Source organism: Cupriavidus sp. HE11, from assembly GCF_056097175.1.
The window spans coordinates 2679515-2696745 of record NZ_CP184464.1 but is presented as its reverse complement, the minus strand read 5'-3'; the positions used below and the strand labels follow the sequence as shown (position 1 = coordinate 2696745).

Below are 17231 nucleotides of genomic sequence, written 5' to 3'. Positions count from 1 at the left end.
CGGGCAGGCGTCAGGCGATCTTGAATCGCGACACCGAGTTACGCAGTTCTTCGGTCAGCGCGGTCAGCTGGCGCACCGACGTGGCCGTGTGGCGCGTGCCGGCCGTCGTTTGCGCGGTGACTTGCAGGATGCCTTCGATGTGATGGGCCACGTTGGTAGCCAGGCCCGCCTCGTGCGACGTGGTCTGCGCGATCTGTTCGATCAGCTCGGCCAGCTGGCGCGACACGCGGCCGATCTCCACCAGTGCGGCACCGGCGTTGTCCGACAGCCGCGCACCTTCCACCACACCCGCCGTGCTCTGCTCCATGGCGTGCACGGCGTCCTGGGTATCGGTCTGAATCGTGCGGATCAGCGCACCAATCTGCTTGGTTGCCTCGCCCGAGCGTTCGGCCAGGCGCTGCACTTCTTCCGCCACCACCGAGAAGCCGCGACCCGCTTCGCCTGCCGAAGCCGCCTGGATGGCGGCGTTCAGTGCCAGCACGTTGGTCTGTTCGGTAATGTCCGAGATCAGCTCGACGATTTCACCGATCTCCTGCGACGATTCGCCCAGGCGCTTGATGCGCTTCGAGGTTTCCTGAATCTGGTCGCGAATGTCGTTCATGCCCGCGATGGCGTTCTGCACGGCCTGCTGGCCCTGCTCGGCGGCGGACAGCGAGGCACGCGCCACGTTGGCCGACTCGGCCGCGCCGCGCGATACCTGCGTGATGCGGTCCGCCATCTCCACCACCGACTCGCCGGTCTGGCGGATCTGGCGCGACTGCTCTTCGGTCGTGGCCGCGAGCTGCACCGAGGTGTCCTGCACCTGCGACGAAGCGTGCTGCACCTGCCCGGCGGTCTGCTGCACGCGGCCCACCAGTTCCTTCAGTTCTTCCACCGTGTAGTTCACCGAGTCGGCAATGGCGCCGGTGATGTCCTCGGTCACCGTGGCCTGGCGCGTCAGGTCGCCGTCAGCGATGTCCTGCAGCTCGTTCATCAGCTGCAGAATGGCCTTCTGGGTGGCGTCGTTGTTGCGCTTTTCCTCCAGGCGGCGCGCTTCGGCTTCACGCTCGCGCGCTTCCGCTTCCAGCGCACGCACGCGCGAGTCGCGCAGGTACAGCGCGGCCAGCCCGGCCAGGCACAGCAGCGTGGCGATGGCCGACACCACCATCGCGCCAAAAGTCCACGGGCGGAACCGTGCGCCCTCGGCGTAGGCGGTCTGCAGTTCGGACAGCTCTCCGCGCAGCGCCTCGTTGTCGTTGAAGATCTGCTGCTGGGCGCGCTTGGCGGCGATCAGGCCGGGAAGGTTCTGCAGGATGGTCTGCGTGGTCTTCTGCACCGCCTCGAAACGCTGCGACAGCTGCTGCAGGTAGTTGCGCGTCTCGGCATCGCTGGCGGGCGTCAGGCGCAGCGCTTCGGAGCCGTTGGTCAGGCCGTCCAGCGTTTCGCGGAAGGTGTTGGTGTCCTTGCCCAGCAGGAACGCGGTTTCAGGGTTGACGCCTTCGCCCGAGAGGAACTCGTTCAGGTTTTTACCCAGACGCTGCGTCAGCATCACCAGTTGCGCGGAAGCGGCCACCTCGCGGGTGTTCGAGCCAGCCTGCAGCTTGATGGCGGCCACCTGTTCGGCGGCTTCGAGCAGTTCGGGGTTCGACGCGTTGAAGATCTGCAGCGTCTGGCCGATCGTCGTCAGGATAGGCTGCTGGGCCAGCACGTCGGCCGCGCTCTTTTCCGAGCGCTTCCACGAGCCGAACGCCTTTTCGAGCAACGGCTCGGCCGGGCCCGACGTGGCGCGCACGTGCTTTTCGTCGCTGCCGTTCTGCAGCGCCAGCAGGTCGGCGGTCAGCTGTTCCTTGGACTGGCGCAGCTGCGTGAACGCCTGCGCGTTGCCGAGCAGCGCCACCGGCACCGCCTTGCCCAGACGCTGCGAGTGCATCAGCATGTTACCGGCGATCTCGATCTGCGCCGCGCCGTTGTTGGCCTGGCGGTTATCAAGATAGACCGATGCCAGCAGCGCCAGCAGCGACGCCACCACGCCGCCGGTCAGCAACCGTTGCTGGGAAGAGAACGGCATGCGCGTCAGCCAGCCCGACATCATCTCCACCGGCGTCTGGCCCGCGCCACCCTTGCCTGCGCCGGCCTTGGCAAATACCGATGCGCGCGGCGCCGCCGCTTCGGCAGTGGCACCGGCGGTAGCGGTGCGACGGCCCAGGCTGATCTTCTTGATTCCCATGGCAACCCTCTGTTCGTTCGTTTTCTGTTTGGTTCTTGTGATCAGGCCCTGGGCCTCAGGTCGCATCGCGACCGGCCTGCAGGAATGCCGGCGCATCCAGCAACTGACGGATATCCAGCACCTGCCAGTCGCGTCCCTCCCGGTCCGCGAAGGCGGCACCGCGCCAGGCCTCGGGTTCGGCGCCACCGGCCGGCGTCAGGTCCACCGCGTGCCGCAGGCCCACCACGCGCGTGGCGATGATGCCGCAGGCACGTTCCACATGGCGCGACAGCACCACGATCTTGCTGCCCGGCTGCACCGGGGTCGGGCCGTCGCCGCAGAACATGCCGAAATCGATCACGCCCAGCAGGTTGCCCCGGGCGTTGACCAGCCCACGATACCACGGCTGCGTCAGCGGCACGGCCGCCGGCGCGCGCATTTCCAGCACCTCGCCGGTGTCCATCAGCGGCAGCAGCCAGTTGCGCTGGCCCACCAGCACGCCCAGGTAGCTGTCGACGGCGGGCAGGTTGCGCGCCTCGCGAAGGCGCCGGGCCAGCATGGCCTGGTAGTCATGCAGGCGGGTCTGGCGAGTCTGGCGGGTTCGGATGTCTTGGCGCGGCGCGTTCATGATCGGATACCAGTGAAACCTGGAAACCAGTGGTGAGACCAGTTGTCATGGCCGTGCGCGGGCGCCGCCGGCGTCCCCGACGGGACACCCGCGCCCACTCCGGCCGCTAGGCTGCCGCGGCGCTCAGTGCGCCAGCGCGGCGATCTTCGAAAGCAGTTCCTCGCTGTCCACCGGCTTGACGATGTAGTCGGACGCGCCCTGGCGAATGCCCCAGATGCGGTCCGTCTCCAGGCCCTTGCTGGTGCACATGATCACGGGGATGTCCTTGAAGCGGTCGTCGCGCTTGATCGCGCGGGTGGCCTGGTAGCCGTTCTGGCCCGGCATCACCACGTCCATCAGGATCAGGTCGAAGGTTTCCGCCTCCAGGCGCGTCATGGCCTGTTCGCTGTTGCCGGCCACGGAGACCTTGAAGCCCTTCTTGCCAAGCAGGTCGGACATGAACAGGGCTTCGGTGGGCGAATCGTCGACGATAAGGATTTTGCTGATGGTCATTGTTTCATTCCTGGATGCTTCGGGCGGCATGCGTCATGCCGCCACGGCCGCGCCCTCTTCCGGCACGCAGCCCGCCAGGCAGGTCTGGACCGCCTGCAGCAGGGCTTCGCGGGAAAACGGCTTGGCCAGATGGTTGTGCGCGCCGACGAGCTTGCCGCGCGAGCGGTCGAACACGCCGTCGCGGGACGACAGCATGATCACGGGGATGGCGTGGAAGCGCGGGCTTTTCTTGATCAGGGAGCAGGTCTGGTAGCCATCGAGCCGCGGCATGAGGATGTCGCAGAAGATGACGTCCGGATGCAGGTCGCCCACCTTGGCGAGCGCCTCGAAGCCGTCCTCGGCCAGCATGACCTGGAAGCCTGCCTGCGTCAGGAAGATTTCCGCCGTCCGGCGGATGGTGCTGGAGTCGTCGATCACGAGCACCTTCGCAGCGGCCTTGCGCGCTGTGGATGCCTCGCTGGCACCGGCGGTGCCGCCGGCGTTGACCCCATCGACAGACGTGTCTTGTTCTGTTTGAGTGACCCGCATCTTGTTCCCGCGACCCGCGTCCTGCGTGACACAACAGGCGTAGGCATTCACTTGAGAACTTCCGCACGGCGCCACGCATGGCGGACCGGCGGCCCCCGATTTTCCAATTCCCAGTCAAAAAATACCCGGCAACCCGGCCGGTGGCGGCGCGCTTCTAGTCCGCGCCTGCCCGTTACTGCAATATTCTTGTGCCGCGGCACCCCGTCTTCAGCCTGCCAATGGCGGCGCGGCCGGACGGATGTTCAGTTTTGCCGCAGAGTGTGACAACTCGTGGGGGGGCCGTCAATCCGGACACCCCGGCGTCACCGGCCGTTCTGTCGCTTTGGCGCGACGCACGGCCATTTCCGGACGATGGCCTCAGATGGCCACCATCTCGAAATCTTCCTTGCGTGCCCCGCATTCCGGGCAGGTCCAGTTGATGGGCACGTCCTCCCATTTGGTACCCGGGGCGATGCCGTCTTCCGGCGCGCCGGTGGCCTCGTCATAGATCCAGCCACAAATCAGGCACATCCAAGTCTTGTATTCCATATGCAGGCTCTTGCCAGTCTCTATTAAAATCCAGCGCATGATGGTACCCAATCGGCGCCGATGACGCCACCCATGGGCCTGCGCAAATGGCCCTATATCGCCGCGTTCGTGCAATTTGACGTGCAGATGCCGCCTGAACGGCACCCTTTCGGCCAGGATTGCCCGTATTTCGGGCACACCGCCGCCAGGCACGCGACAAGCCGCCCCCGGCCGGACGCCTGTCTTTCCCGAATCTTCTCTTTGGCCAGATTTCCATGTCCCGTAACCAGCAGCTTTTCGACCGCGCCCAGCAAACCATTCCCGGTGGCGTCAACTCGCCCGTGCGCGCCTTCCGTTCCGTTGGCGGCACGCCGCGCTTCATCACCCGGGCCGATGGCGCGTACATGTGGGACGCCGACGGCCAGCAGTACATCGACTACATCGGCTCCTGGGGGCCGATGATCGTCGGCCACGCGCACCCGGACGTGGTGCGCGCCGTGCAGGAAACCGCCGCCCAGAGCTTCTCGTTCGGCGCCCCCACCGAGGCCGAAATCGTCATGGCCGAGGAAATCTGCAAGCTCGTGCCGTCGATCGAGCAGGTGCGGCTGGTGTCGTCGGGCACCGAGGCCACCATGAGCGCGCTGCGCCTGGCGCGCGGGTTCACGGGCCGCGACCTGATCATCAAGTTCGAGGGCTGCTACCACGGCCACGCCGACAGCCTGCTGGTCAAGGCCGGGTCGGGCCTGCTGACGTTCGCGGACACCACGCAGAACGCCCCGTCGTCGGCCGGCGTGCCCGCCGACGTGACGCGCCATACGATGGTGCTCGAGTACAACAACGTGACCCAGCTCGAAGAAGCGTTCGCGCGCCACAAGGGCGAGATCGCGGCGGTCATCGTCGAGCCCGTGTCCGGCAACATGAACCTGGTACGCGCCAGCGAGGCCTTCCTGGCGTCGATGCGCAACCTGTGCAGCGAGCATGGCAGCGTGCTGATCTTCGACGAAGTGATGACTGGCTTCCGCGTGGCGCTGGGCGGTGCGCAGTCGCACTACGGCATCACCCCCGACATGACCTGCCTGGGCAAGGTGATCGGCGGCGGCATGCCGGCCGCGGCCTTTGGCGGCCGGCGCGACATCATGGCGAAGCTGGCGCCGCTGGGCGGGGTCTACCAGGCCGGCACGCTGTCTGGCAACCCGCTGGCCGTGGCCGCGGGCCTGACCACACTGAAGCTGATCCAGGCGCCGGGCTTCTACGACCGCCTGGCCACGCAGACGCGCAAGCTGGCTGACGGCCTGACCGCCGCCGCTCGCGCGGCCGGCGTGCCGTTCTCGGCAGATGCCATCGGCGGCATGTTCGGCCTCTATTTCACCAACGCCGTGCCGGCCAGCTTTGCCGAGGTCACCCAGGCCGACGTGGGCCGCTTCAACCGCTTCTTCCACGCCATGCTGGCCGAAGGCGTCTACCTGGCGCCGTCGGCCTTCGAGGCCGGCTTTGTCTCGGCAAAGCACGACGACGCCATCATCAAGACGACCATCGAGGCAGCGGAAAAGGCGTTCAAGGCGGGCTGACACCCCCGACTTGAAAGAGGCTGCCGGTTGTTCAACGACCAACGCCGCCGGTCACGCCCAGGCGGAAACAGAAGGCAGTGTCTTGGCGCTCTCTCCCCTCATGGGGAGAGAGCAGGAGAGAGGGGTGGTACAGCAAGGCACCACATCAAGCGAAGCTGCCGGTTGGATCCAGCGCGGCGGCGCCTGATAGGCCTGCCCTCTCCCCCAACCCCTCTCCCGCCTTGCGGGAGAGGGGAGCAAACCGGCGGCATCGGCAAGGCACCACATCGAGCGAAGCTGCCGGTTGAATCCAGCGCGGCGGCGCCTGATAGGCCTGCCCTCTCCCACAACCCCTCTCCCGCCTTGCGGGAGAGGGGAGCAAACCGGCGGCATTGGCAAGGCACCACATCAAGCGAAGCTGCCCTGTAGCGTCAACAAGAAGCCGCATCGAACAGCTTCGGGAGCTGGTTTGCCAGTTCCGTCGATGCTCTGGTCATCGGCGCGCGCAGTTCATCGCGCAACCAGCCTTGACGCGAAAGCAGCGCCTTGACCGGCCCCGGGTTGGGCTCGGCAAACAGCGCCTGCACCAGCGGCATCAGCGCATGGAACACGCGGCGCGCGTCGGCAAGCCGCCCTTCTCCCACTGCACGCCAGATTTCGACGAACCGTTCGGGCCGGAAATGCGCCGACGCGATGATCGCCCCTCGCCCGCCCAATGCCAGCGTACCAAGCAGTTGGTGATCCTCCCCCGCCAAGACCGCCAGCCTGCCATCCGCGATCAGCGCCTGCGTGGTCTGCGCATTGCCGCCGCAATCCTTGATGGCGACGATATTGTCGTGGTCAGCCAATGCCAGCAGGGTGTCCAGCGTCAGCGTGGCGCCGGTGCGATATGGAATGTCATAGAGCACCAGCGGCGCCCTCGCGGCGTCGGCCAGCCGTGCGAACCAGTCGCGCAAACCCGCCTGTGACGGACGGATGTAGTAAGGCGCCGGCGCCAGCACCCCGGCCAGCGGACGGGTATTGAGCCGTTCCAGCCGCGTCAGGGCATGCCCCAGATGATTGCCGGCCAGGCCCATCACCACCGGCAGCCCGGCTGCCGCCTCCAGCACGGTATCGAGCACGGCCAGCTGCTCGGCTTCGTCGAGCGCGGCGGCCTCGCCGGTGCTGCCGCAGACCACGAACCCGGCCAGGCCGGTGGCACGGTAGTGCATCACCAGGCGGCGCAGCGCGGCATGATCGACGGCGTGGCCGCCGGCATTGTCGGAAAAAGGGGTTACCAGCGGCAGCCAGATGCCCTGGAAGGAAGTTTGCGTGGCTTGCATCCATACACTCCGGATCGACCGGTTCAGGAAACCGCCGATGCGCGACGAGGCAGGACTTGCGGCAGGGAAAGTAAGACCAGGCGGGTCCGCCCTCTCAGCCGGTGGGTGCTGTTCCGTCGCCCATCTGACGGAACAGCGCGCTCCGGTCAGACGAGCGACTGTTTTTTGGCTTTGGCGCGCGCAGCCTGATCCGCCGCGCCCAGGACGGGTACGGACAGGATGAAGAAAAGGCGGATGGCGCACGACATGGGCAGCAATCTACCGGCCGGCATCGTCCATCGTCAAGCGGCATGCACTTTGCCCGGCGGCGTGACAACGCTGCGCTACACTCCAGAATTGCCATTCCGGAGATCGAGGAGTCCCTTGATGCGCACCATCACCACCCACACCCCCGCCCTGTTCCGCTGGCTGCTGCTCGGCCTGCTGGCCAGCCTGCTCTCCGCCTGCGGCTACAACGATTTCCAGAAGAAGGACGAGGCCGTCAAGGCCGCCTGGGGCGAGGTGGTCAACCAGTACCAGCGGCGCGCCGACCTGATTCCTAACCTGGTGGCTACCGTGAAGGGCTACGCCAGCCACGAGCGCGAGACGCTGGAGGCCGTGACCAAGGCGCGCGCGCAGGCCACCAGCATCCAGGTCACCCCGGAAACGCTGAACGATCCCGAGGCGTTTGCCCGCTTCCAGCAGGCGCAGGGCCAGCTGACCAATGCGCTGTCGCGGCTGCTGGCGGTGTCCGAGAACTACCCGAACCTGAAGGCCGACGCGTCGTTCCGCGACCTGCAAAGCCAGCTGGAAGGCACCGAGAACCGCATCACCGTCGCCCGCCAGCGCTACATCGCCGCGGTGCAGGACTACAACGTGCTGGCCCGCAGCTTTCCGACCAACGTGACCGCGATGATCTTCAAGTATCCGGTCAAGCCATCGTTCACCGTGGAGAACGAGAAAGCGATCTCCACCCCGCCGGCCGTCAAGTTCTGAGAGCCGCCGGATCGGACACACGGACGCCATCATGCGCAAACTGGTTAGGCTCTCGTTCCTGGAGTTGATGCTGGCCTTTGTGCTGGCCGTCCCCGGCTGGGCGGCCCAGGCCGCCGACGGCTTCGTCGCCGTGCCGCCGCTGAACGCACGCGTCACCGACCTCACCGGCACGCTCAGCGCCTACCAGCGCAACGCGCTGGAAAACGTGCTGGCCGAGTACGAGCAGCAGCGCGGCAGCCAGATCTTCGTGCTGATGCTGCCCACCACCGATCCCGAGACGATCGATGCCTACAGCATCCGCGTGGCCGACGCCTGGCGCGCTGGCCGCAAGGGTATCGACGACGGCGTGATCGTGATCGTCGCCAAGGACAACCCGCCCGGCCTGCGCAAGATGCGCATCGAGGCGGGACGCGGCGTGCAGGGGTCGCTGACCGACGCCATGTCGGGCCGCATCCTGCGCGATGTGATGGCACCGCATTTCCGCCAGAACGATTTCTACGGCGGCCTGGCCGCCGGCATCTCGGCCATCCAGGCGGCCATCGACAAGGAAGGCCTGGCGGCGCCAGACCGCAAGCAGCAGGGCAATGTCGATATTGGCGACTGGCTGCCGGTGCTGTTCCCGCTGGCGATCATCGTGTTCTTCTTCCTGTCGGCCATGCTGCGGCGCGGTGGCAATCCCCACGTGGTGACGGGCCGACGCGGCTGGCCCACCGGCACGGCCGGCGGGCTCGGCGGCATGACCGGCTACGAGATCGGGCGCCATTGGGGTAGCAGCGGTGGCGGCGGCTTTGGTGGCGGAGGCGGAGGCGGCGGGGGTGGCTTTGGCGGTGGCGGTGGCGGCGGCTTCGATGGCGGCGGCGCGTCCGGCAACTGGTAACGGCGGGTGGCGATGAATAACGAAGGGTACGATGGATAACGGAGATCCGATGCACAAACCGCAGGCTTCGCATCCCTCATCCAGGCGCTCGCTCAAGCGCGTGCTGCGCCACCTCGGCACCGGCCCCGGCACGGCCCGCAAGGCCTTTCCCGACGAAGCGCGCCACCAGCTCCAGGTGGCGGTGCACAAGGGCGAGCAGCATCACCGTGGCGAGGTACGCGTGGTGATCGAAGCCAGCCTGCCGCTGGCGCTGGCCTGGCGCGGCACCTCGGCGCGCGAACGCGCCCGCGCGCTGTTCGGCGCACTGGAGGTCTGGAATACCGAGGACCATACCGGCGTGCTGCTGTATATCAATCTGGCCGATCATGCCGTGGAACTGCTGGCCGATCACGGCATCGACGCCTGCGTCACGTCCCAGCAATGGCAGCAGGTCTGCGCACAGCTGGCGCAAGGACTGGCAGGGGATCTGTCGGTCAAGCCCGTGCTCGACGCCATTGCGAAGATCCACGCGCTGCTGACCACTCATTTTCCAACCCACGGCGGGCGCAACCCCAACGAACTCGACGACCGGCCCATCATCCTGTGACCGGCCGCGCTGTCAGTCGATGCCAGCGCCCTACGGCTGTTTTTCCATCAGGTACCAGATCGCCGCCAGCACCTGGATCGCCACAAGTCCGGCCCAGACCCACAGATGCGCCGCCACCGGATAGTGGCCGCCCGTGGCCGGGAAGAAATCGAGCACGAAGCCGATGCCGACCTGGAATACGAATGTGGCCAGGAACACGGTCAGCGTCATGGCCGTGGTGGCACGCCCGATCAGCGCATCGGGAAAGCGTCGCGCCAGCAGCGCGTAGGTCAGGATGCCGCTGGAGCCGAACACGCCATAGGCAGCCCACAGCACGGCAAGCGGAATAAACGGCAGGCGCGCCATCAGCAGAAGCTGGATCACGATAAAGCCGATCATGCCGAAGCCGGCGAACGCATAGAGGCTGATGCCGCGCCGTTCCAGATGGCGTGCCGCCCAGCCGGCGCCCACGCAGCCCGCCATCATCGCGATACCGATCACCGACACCAGCCGGGCGCCGGCGCCGGCGGTCAGGCCCTGCACATCGCGCATGTACGCGCTGACCCACAACGTCTGCACGGCCAGGAAAATGCCCTGGTTCAGCAGCGTCAGCGGCACCACGCGCCAGAAGCGTTCGCTGCTCAGGATCAACCGCGTGCCGCGCAACTGCTCGGCAAAGCTCTCCTTGCCCACGCGCTTGACGTCGGGCACGCCGAACCACAGCAATACGGCCATGCCGAAAGATACCGCCGCCAGGCCGGCGCTGACCGTGCGCCAGTCCGTCCAGGACAGCAGCCACGACAGCGGAGCGCCAACCACCACCGCGCCCAGGCCGCCGATCGCCATCACCAGCCCGTTCAGCAGCGGCATGCGCGACAGCGGGAACCACATCGACAGCGCCTGGATGGCGGCGCCCAGGCACACCGAGACCCCCACGCCGATCATCGCGCGGCCCACGGCCAGCCCGACCATGCCCGGGGCCCGGGCAAACACCAGCGACCCGGCCACCGCCAGCATCAGCAGCGCGGCCTCGGTGCGGCGCGGGCCAAAGCGGTCCAGCAGGATGCCGGCGGGCAACTGCGCGCAGGCAAAGCCCAGGAAATAAAAGCTGGTCAGCAGCCCCAGGTCGCCGGCGGTCAGCCCCAGTTCGCGCGTCAGGAAGGGCGCGAACCCCAGGTTCACGCCGCGGAAGATATACGAGACCAGAAAGCCGAGCGAAAAGAACGCCAGGACACGCCAGCGCACCGGCGAGGCATGGTTTGGCAGCGCCGTGGCGGCAGCCGCTTGCGTGGGATGAGCGGTGGAAGTGTTCATGTCCTGCATTGTGATCACCAGCGTGGTGCAAGACCAGCGAAAGATACCCGCGGCAATTGTGAGTAGAATTTGACGACATTCCGCCCTGCCATGGTCAACAGTCGCCCCCCTCACCTGCCCCCGCTCCAGGCGCTGCGCGCGCTGGAAGCCGCCGCGCGGCACCGCAGCTTTTCGCGTGCCGCCGAAGAACTGGCCCTGACGCACAGTGCCATCAGCCATCACATCCGCGCCCTGGAGAACAACCTCGGTACCAAGCTGTTCCGCCGTACCGGGCTGACCATGACGCCAACCAGCGCCGGTGCCCGCCTGGCCGAACAGGTGCGCGGCGCGCTGGATCAGCTGGAAGTGGCGCTACGCGAGGCCAGCGACGTGGCGGCTCCGCCCGTGGTGCGGCTGCAGGTCAGCGTCATGGCCGACCTTGCCAACGCCTGGCTGATCCGGCGGCTGCCCAGCCTGCATGCACAGGCGCCGGAGCTGGATCTGCACCTGCGGCTGCATGCGGAGATTTCGCCACCCGATCCGTATTCCGTCGATATCGGTATCTGGCACCAGCGCGTGGACCTGCCCGGCTTCGAATGTCACAACCTGATTGAAGACTATGTGATTGCCGTAGCCAGCCCGGCCTTGCTTGCCAAATACCCCGGCTTTACGGTCGCCGACCTGCCCCGGATGCCGATGTTGCGGTTTGCACTGCGCCCGTGGCGCGACTGGCTGCTACTGGCCGGCCTGCCGCCCGAGGAACCCGAGCGCGGCCCGATCTTCCAGGATGCCGGGCTGATGCTGCAGTCGGCCGTGGCCGGCCTGGGCGTGGCAACGGCGCGCGCGCAGTTGGCGCACGACTATCTGGTCAGCGGTCAGCTGGTGCAGATCGGCACCGCGCGCATCCCGTCGAGCCTGCATTACTGGGTCACCTGGCGCGAAGGGAATCCGCGCGAAAAGGCCATCCATCGGTTCCACACGTGGCTCAAGGAGCAGATTGCCGAGATTGCGCCTGCCAATGAACTACAGCAGTGAAACAAACTGCGCATCGCGTCCGGCCGCCTGTTTCAGAATTGCAACCATTTGGCGCGAAGGTTGGAAGGGGGCCACCTTACCCCGCGAAACTCATCCGTACAGCCGAGGCCAAACGCTGAAAATCGCCCAAATGACGGACGGGAATCGAGATGCCATCTCCTGCGCCAGGGCGATATCGATAATGATTTTCAACCCCTGCGCCATTTCTTTAGGCCGGATTAACGCTACGGAACGCGCGTCGCACGGGGCCGCCCGGTAAAGTATCAGAAGAGAGACATCCTTCCCGGGAAATCAGATGGGCATTTCATCTCCGCAGAAGTGTCTGAGGCATTTCATCCACCCACTTCCGGGGGGATAAACATGCAACGTCGTGCATGTGAATTTGGCACTTATGAGGGGTGGACCCTAGATGAACGCGGCCGGCCACTTGATAGCCGGGCCGGGCTGAGTTTCATAAATGGAACACTTTTGCATGGCAATCCCGGCGAAAAATCGGGGCGCGAAAAAAATACAATAAAAATCAGTCACTTAACAAATGCCGGGGATGGGTGACTATATTGCCATCAAAGGGCTGATTCAAGGGACGGGTCAGTCTTGCGGGGCCGCAGCGTTCCCAGGCGATACGGACCCGCAACAAGTGATGGACTGACGCAGCGATGCTCGGATCCAATCCGCGTAGCGGCATCTGGCGATATGCCGGATTGCCGCCACGACATATATGCCCAGGGTTTTTTCTTCTGTTGTATGCGGCCTATTGGGGTAGGCAGTGTGTCCGGTGGGCCGGCCGGGACAAAGTTTGCGGGAAACGGGAATCGGCGAATTCTATAGCCGGAACCGGGGGATACTCATAATCACGACGCTGCGGCATGGGTCACGCATTACCGCCGCTCCGCTCGGCCAGGCGCAACCGCGCCGGATGGGCTTGCCTCCAGCGATTCAACGTTTCCTTTCTCCCGCAAGCCAGGTGGTGGAGTCTGTATACGACTCGTCGCCACGGGCAGTTGGAAAAACAAGAAATGCTGGGGGAAAAAAAATGAGCTACTACGTCAACCGCCCGTTGCTGTATGTCTCCAGGCATCACGACGCATCGTTGTGCCGCTTCCTGTCTGGACAGGGATGGAAACTGGTGTTCGCCAACAGCCTCGAGGATCTGGCCGCGCTGCCGTTGGACGGCCAGTTCTCGGCGGGGCTGTTCGATTTCCAGAGCGGCTTCAGCGACGCCGAGATCGAGTTGATGGAGCCGTGGCTGGCGTCGCGCCAGATCGGCTGGGTTGGCTCGATCAGCTGCGCCGGCGCGCTGACCGACACCGCACGCAAGCTGCTGGGGCTCTACTTTATCGATTACTACACGGCGCCGTTCAACACTGCCGATCTGAGCCGGGCGCTCGGCCACGCGGTCGGCATGGCCGCCCTGCGTCCGGGCCGCGAGCAGCCGCCGGCGCCCGAGGCACGCCCGCACGGGATCATCGGCGAATGCAATGCCATGCAGGCGCTGTATCGCAGCATTGAAAAGGTTTCCAGGTGGGACACACCGGTGCTGATCTCGGGCGAGTCCGGCACCGGCAAGGAACTGGCCGCGCAGGCCATCCACCGTGCCTCGCGCCGGGCCAACCAGCCCTTTGTCGCGGTCAACTGCGCAGCCATCCCGCCTACGCTGCTGATGTCGGAGCTGTTCGGCTACGAGCGTGGCGCCTTCACTGGCGCCACCAAGCGCAAGCCGGGCCGGATCGAGATTGCGCAAGGCGGTACGTTGTTCCTGGACGAAATCGGCGATATGCCGCTCGAAAGCCAGACCAGCCTGCTGCGCTTCCTGGAAACCGGGCGCATCGAACGGCTGGGCGGCACGGAATCGGTGACGGTGGATGTCCGGGTCATCTCGGCCACGCACGTCGATCTCGAAGCGGCCGTCGCGGCCGAGCGGTTCCGTGGCGACCTCTATCACCGCCTGTGCGTGCTGCGCGTCAAGCAGCCGCCGCTGCGTGAACGCGGCTCCGATGTGCTGCTGCTGGCCGAACACATCCTTGAGGCCGTGCGCAAGGATTCTCCCGAGCATATCCGCGGCTTTTCGCCGCTGGCTCTGCGCGCCATCACCGCCCATTCCTGGCCCGGCAATGTCCGCGAGCTGCTGAACCGTATCCGCCTGGCGGCCGCCATGTGCGAGAACGGCGTGATCCAGCCGTCCGATCTCGAACTTGGCGCGCCCGTGGAGAGCAAGCCGCCCACGCTGGCAGCAATCCGCGAAACGGCCGAACAGAACGCGATTGTCGAGGCCCTGCAACGGCACCACGAACGCCTGATCGATGTGGCCGCCGAGCTTGGCATCTCGCGCGTCACGCTGTTCCGGCTCATGCGCGACTACAAGCTGCAGGTGCGCAAGGGCAACGTGGGGCTGGTCTGCGTCCAGAACTGAACTGAACTGAACTGAACGGATGAACCGGTAGCCGGTGCGGAGTTCGATCATGCAGCACGCCCAGTCCCGCTCCCAGCCCCGCCCGCGCTCGCGGGGCGCACCAGGCCAGGCCACGGCCAGGCCCACGATCTGGCAGCGCCTGCCGTCGCGGGACACGTTCGTGCGACTTGTCCGCTTTGGCGTGTCCGGCGTCATCGCCACCGGCATCCACGTGGCGGTAGCCACGCCGTTGATCTACCTGCTGCATGCATCGCAGGTAGGCGCCAACGGCGTGGCGTTCGTCGTTGCCAATATCGCGTCGTATCTGCTCAACACGCTGTGGAGCTTCGGCGCCACCCCCACGCGCGACAGCTACGTGCGCTTCCTGATCGTATCGCTGCTGGGACTGGGCCTGACGCTTGGCATATCGGCCGGTGCGCAGGCGCTGGGGCTTGGCTACTGGGCCGGCCTGGCGATGATCCTGTCGGTGGTGCCGGTCGTCACCTTCGTATTGCACCGCGCCTGGACGTATCGCTGACGGGGCCTCCCTCATGGCCAGCGGGGCCGGTGCAGCCCATCAAGAGGAGCCCGCATGCCAGCGGCCACCGACCTTTCCAAAACAGCTTCACCCGATACCGCACGTCCTGCCCGCTGGCTCACACCCGGGCGCATCTGCCTCTACGCAGGCACGCTGCTGGTTCTCGAATGCGTGGTGATCGCGGCATGGTGGTACAGCCACACGATCCTTGCCAACCCGACCGTGCCGGGGATGGGATGGGATTTCGTCGTGTACTGGTGCGCCTCGGGACTCGCGCAATTGCACGGCGCGCCCGCGGCCTACGACTGGGAACTGCTGCGCCTTGCCGAGCGGCCGCTGCTGCCCACCACATTCGGCCCATTCGCCTATCCGCCAACGTTCCTGCTGCTGATCTACCCGCTGGCCCTGGTGCCTTTCGGGCTGGCACTGGTACTGTTCTCGTTGGCCGGCATTGCGGTGTATCTGGGCCATATGCGTACCGTGGTGGGCCGGCTGCACCGCTACTGGTTCCTGCCGGCGCTTGCGTTCCCGGGCCTCTGGGCCGCGCTGATCGCCGGCCAGAACTCCCTGTTCACGGCCGTGGCCGCAGGCTGCGCCTTGTGGTGGCTGCGCCGCCATCCGGTTGCTGCCGGGGCGTGCATCGCGCTGCTATGCGTCAAGCCGCAACTCGGCGTGCTGTTTCCGCTGATACTGCTTTGCGAGCGGCGCTGGGTCGCCTTTGCGGCCGCTGCCGGATGCTCCGCGGTCTTTGCCGGCCTGACGACGCTTGTGTTCGGCCTGGACATCTATCCGGCCTTCTTTCGGAGCATGGCAATGTTCCGCGAGGCGGTGGCCGTCAACGGCAGCATCCTGCGGGGCGCGCCGACCATCTTCGGCATGCTGCGCGTGGCTGGCGCCGACGTACCGCTGGCCTACGCGCTGCATGGCACCGTGGCGACGTGCGCGGTGGGCGTGTGCGTGTGGATGTGGTGTGGCCGGGCCCGGCTTGCGCTCGGTGCGTCGGCATTGGCGATCGGCACCCTGCTCGTGCAGCCCTACCTGATCTACTACGACCTGGCCTGGCTGGCGATTCCGCTGGCGCTGCTGTGCATTGACATGGTCCGGCATGGCAGCCGTGCATGGGAGCGCGCATTGCTGATCGTCACGTGGCTGGTGCCCGCACAGGCGATGAGCCCGCTGGTGATCGATGGCATGCCGCAGTTCACCCCGTTTGTCCTGGCCGGCCTGCTTGCCATGATCGCGGCGCGGCACCAAAACAAAACCGCCCGGCCCTGACGGGACCGGGCGGCTCCCCCGGAAAAACTCACTGCCGCTTGCCGCCCGCCGCGATCGAGATCACGCGGCCACCACTGACAAAGCGCCCTTGCGGCCGGCGGTCCTGATAGCGGCGCTTGACCAGGTAGATCGGCCGTGCCTTCGATTCGTCGTAGATGCGGCCGATGTACTCGCCCAGCACACCCAGGCCGATCAGCTGCAGCCCGCCGAAGAACAGCAGCAGCGACAGCACCGACGCATAGCCCGGCACATCGACACCGAGCACAATCGTCCGCGCCACGATAAACGAGCCGTAGCAGAACGCGATCATGGCGACAAACGATCCCACGTAAGTCCAGCTGCGCAGCGGCAGCGTGCTGAAGCTGGTGATGCCTTCCAGCGCCAGGTTCCAGAGCCGCCAGCCGGAGAACTTGGACTCGCCGGCGCTGCGCGGAGCCCGCTCGTACTGGACAATCGCCGTGCTGAAGCCCACCCAGGCGAACAGGCCCTTCATGAACCGGTGACGCTCCGGCAACTGCTTCAGCGCATTGACCACGGCGCGGTCCATCAGCCTGAAGTCGCCGACGTTCTCGGGAATCTTCAGATCCGACATCCAGTTGTGCACGCGGTAGTAGGCGGTGGCCGTCACACGCTTCAGGAACGTGTCGGTGGCGCGGCTGGAACGCTGCGCCAGCACCACCTCGGCACCGTCCCGCCACTTCTCGACCATGGCGGGAATCAGTTCGGGCGGATCCTGCAGATCGGCGTCGATCGGGATCACCGCGTCGCCAAAGGCTTCGTCGATGCCGGCGGTCAGCGCCGCCTCCTTGCCGAAGTTGCGGGTCAGGTCGATCACGCGGACACGTGCATCGCGCCGCGAGACCTCGATCAGCCGCGCGAGCGTGTCGTCGCTGCTGCCGTCGTTGACACAGACAATCTCGAAGCGCGTCCCCGGCACCGATTCCAGCACCGGCACCACCCGTGCAAAGAAAGCCTGCAGCGCGCCGCCCTCGTTGTAGAACGGCACCACCAGCGACAAGAACTGGTTTTCGTCATAGTCAGCCATGATCTCTTTCCTCCCCGGCGCGCCCGGTCG

At 66.1% G+C, this 17231-nt stretch carries 16 protein-coding genes; 8 read left to right on the top strand and 8 right to left on the bottom strand.

Annotated elements, in window-relative coordinates; all coding sequences use genetic code 11:
• Positions 1–10: 10 nt before the first annotated feature.
• From ACOABP_RS12470 to ACOABP_RS12450, 5 genes are all read right to left on the bottom strand, one after another.
• Positions 11–2071 (bottom strand): methyl-accepting chemotaxis protein, encoded by a 2061-nt coding sequence (locus ACOABP_RS12470; RefSeq protein ID WP_474227826.1) that lies wholly within the window; start codon positions 2069–2071, stop codon positions 11–13.
• Between the two features lie 190 nt (positions 2072–2261).
• On the bottom strand, positions 2262–2813 hold the full coding sequence (locus tag ACOABP_RS12465; RefSeq protein ID WP_066739267.1) for a chemotaxis protein CheW: 552 nt from the start codon (positions 2811–2813) through the stop codon (positions 2262–2264).
• Between the two features lie 123 nt (positions 2814–2936).
• On the bottom strand, positions 2937–3305 hold the full coding sequence (locus ACOABP_RS12460) for a response regulator (protein ID WP_066739268.1): 369 nt from the start codon (positions 3303–3305) through the stop codon (positions 2937–2939).
• 33 nt (positions 3306–3338) lie between these two features.
• Positions 3339–3833, bottom strand: a complete 495-nt coding sequence (locus ACOABP_RS12455) for a response regulator (RefSeq protein ID WP_474225342.1) — start codon at positions 3831–3833, stop codon at positions 3339–3341.
• Between the two features lie 357 nt (positions 3834–4190).
• Entirely contained in the window at positions 4191–4361 is a 171-nt protein-coding gene (locus ACOABP_RS12450) for a rubredoxin (protein ID WP_011298773.1), read from the bottom strand.
• A gap of 254 nt (positions 4362–4615) precedes the next feature.
• Here ACOABP_RS12450 and hemL point away from each other — a divergent pair, with 254 nt between their 5' ends.
• Complete coding sequence (gene hemL / locus ACOABP_RS12445) at positions 4616–5908, top strand: glutamate-1-semialdehyde 2,1-aminomutase (protein WP_474225340.1); 1293 nt, start codon at positions 4616–4618, stop codon at positions 5906–5908.
• A 410-nt stretch (positions 5909–6318) separates the two neighbouring features.
• Here the strand turns inward: hemL and dapA are convergent, their stop codons facing one another.
• Positions 6319–7209: a 4-hydroxy-tetrahydrodipicolinate synthase gene (gene dapA / locus ACOABP_RS12440; protein WP_474225339.1), complete on the bottom strand. Its 891-nt coding sequence runs from the start codon at positions 7207–7209 to the stop codon at positions 6319–6321.
• 366 nt (positions 7210–7575) lie between these two features.
• Between dapA and ACOABP_RS12435 the strand changes: the two genes are divergently transcribed.
• From ACOABP_RS12435 to ACOABP_RS12425, 3 genes are read left to right on the top strand one after another with little or no spacing between them, the layout of a single operon-like run.
• Positions 7576–8184, top strand: coding sequence for a LemA family protein (locus ACOABP_RS12435; protein ID WP_474225338.1), 609 nt, complete (start codon positions 7576–7578; stop codon positions 8182–8184).
• A 31-nt stretch (positions 8185–8215) separates the two neighbouring features.
• Positions 8216–9061, top strand: a complete 846-nt coding sequence (locus ACOABP_RS12430; protein ID WP_474225337.1) for a TPM domain-containing protein — start codon at positions 8216–8218, stop codon at positions 9059–9061.
• A 49-nt stretch (positions 9062–9110) separates the two neighbouring features.
• Complete coding sequence (locus ACOABP_RS12425) at positions 9111–9647, top strand: TPM domain-containing protein (RefSeq protein ID WP_474225336.1); 537 nt, start codon at positions 9111–9113, stop codon at positions 9645–9647.
• A gap of 30 nt (positions 9648–9677) precedes the next feature.
• Here the strand turns inward: ACOABP_RS12425 and ACOABP_RS12420 are convergent, their stop codons facing one another.
• Entirely contained in the window at positions 9678–10940 is a 1263-nt protein-coding gene (locus ACOABP_RS12420; RefSeq protein ID WP_474225335.1) for an MFS transporter, read from the bottom strand.
• 90 nt (positions 10941–11030) lie between these two features.
• On the opposite strand from ACOABP_RS12420, the gene ACOABP_RS12415 reads away from it, so the two are divergent.
• The 4 genes from ACOABP_RS12415 (at position 11031) to ACOABP_RS12400 (ending at position 16156) form a co-directional block, all read left to right on the top strand.
• Positions 11031–11954, top strand: a complete 924-nt coding sequence (locus ACOABP_RS12415; RefSeq protein ID WP_474225334.1) for a LysR substrate-binding domain-containing protein — start codon at positions 11031–11033, stop codon at positions 11952–11954.
• 1033 nt (positions 11955–12987) lie between these two features.
• Complete coding sequence (locus tag ACOABP_RS12410) at positions 12988–14364, top strand: sigma-54 dependent transcriptional regulator (protein ID WP_474225333.1); 1377 nt, start codon at positions 12988–12990, stop codon at positions 14362–14364.
• A 49-nt stretch (positions 14365–14413) separates the two neighbouring features.
• Positions 14414–14881, top strand: a complete 468-nt coding sequence (locus ACOABP_RS12405; RefSeq protein WP_474225331.1) for a GtrA family protein — start codon at positions 14414–14416, stop codon at positions 14879–14881.
• A gap of 54 nt (positions 14882–14935) precedes the next feature.
• A complete protein-coding gene (locus ACOABP_RS12400) occupies positions 14936–16156 on the top strand; it encodes a glycosyltransferase family 87 protein (protein WP_474225330.1) in 1221 nt (406 codons plus the stop codon).
• 28 nt (positions 16157–16184) lie between these two features.
• Here the strand turns inward: ACOABP_RS12400 and ACOABP_RS12395 are convergent, their stop codons facing one another.
• Positions 16185–17201 carry a glycosyltransferase family 2 protein gene (locus ACOABP_RS12395; protein WP_474225329.1) on the bottom strand — a complete coding sequence of 339 codons (1017 nt, stop codon included), beginning with the start codon at positions 17199–17201 and terminating at the stop codon, positions 16185–16187.
• Positions 17202–17231: the final 30 nt, after the last annotated feature.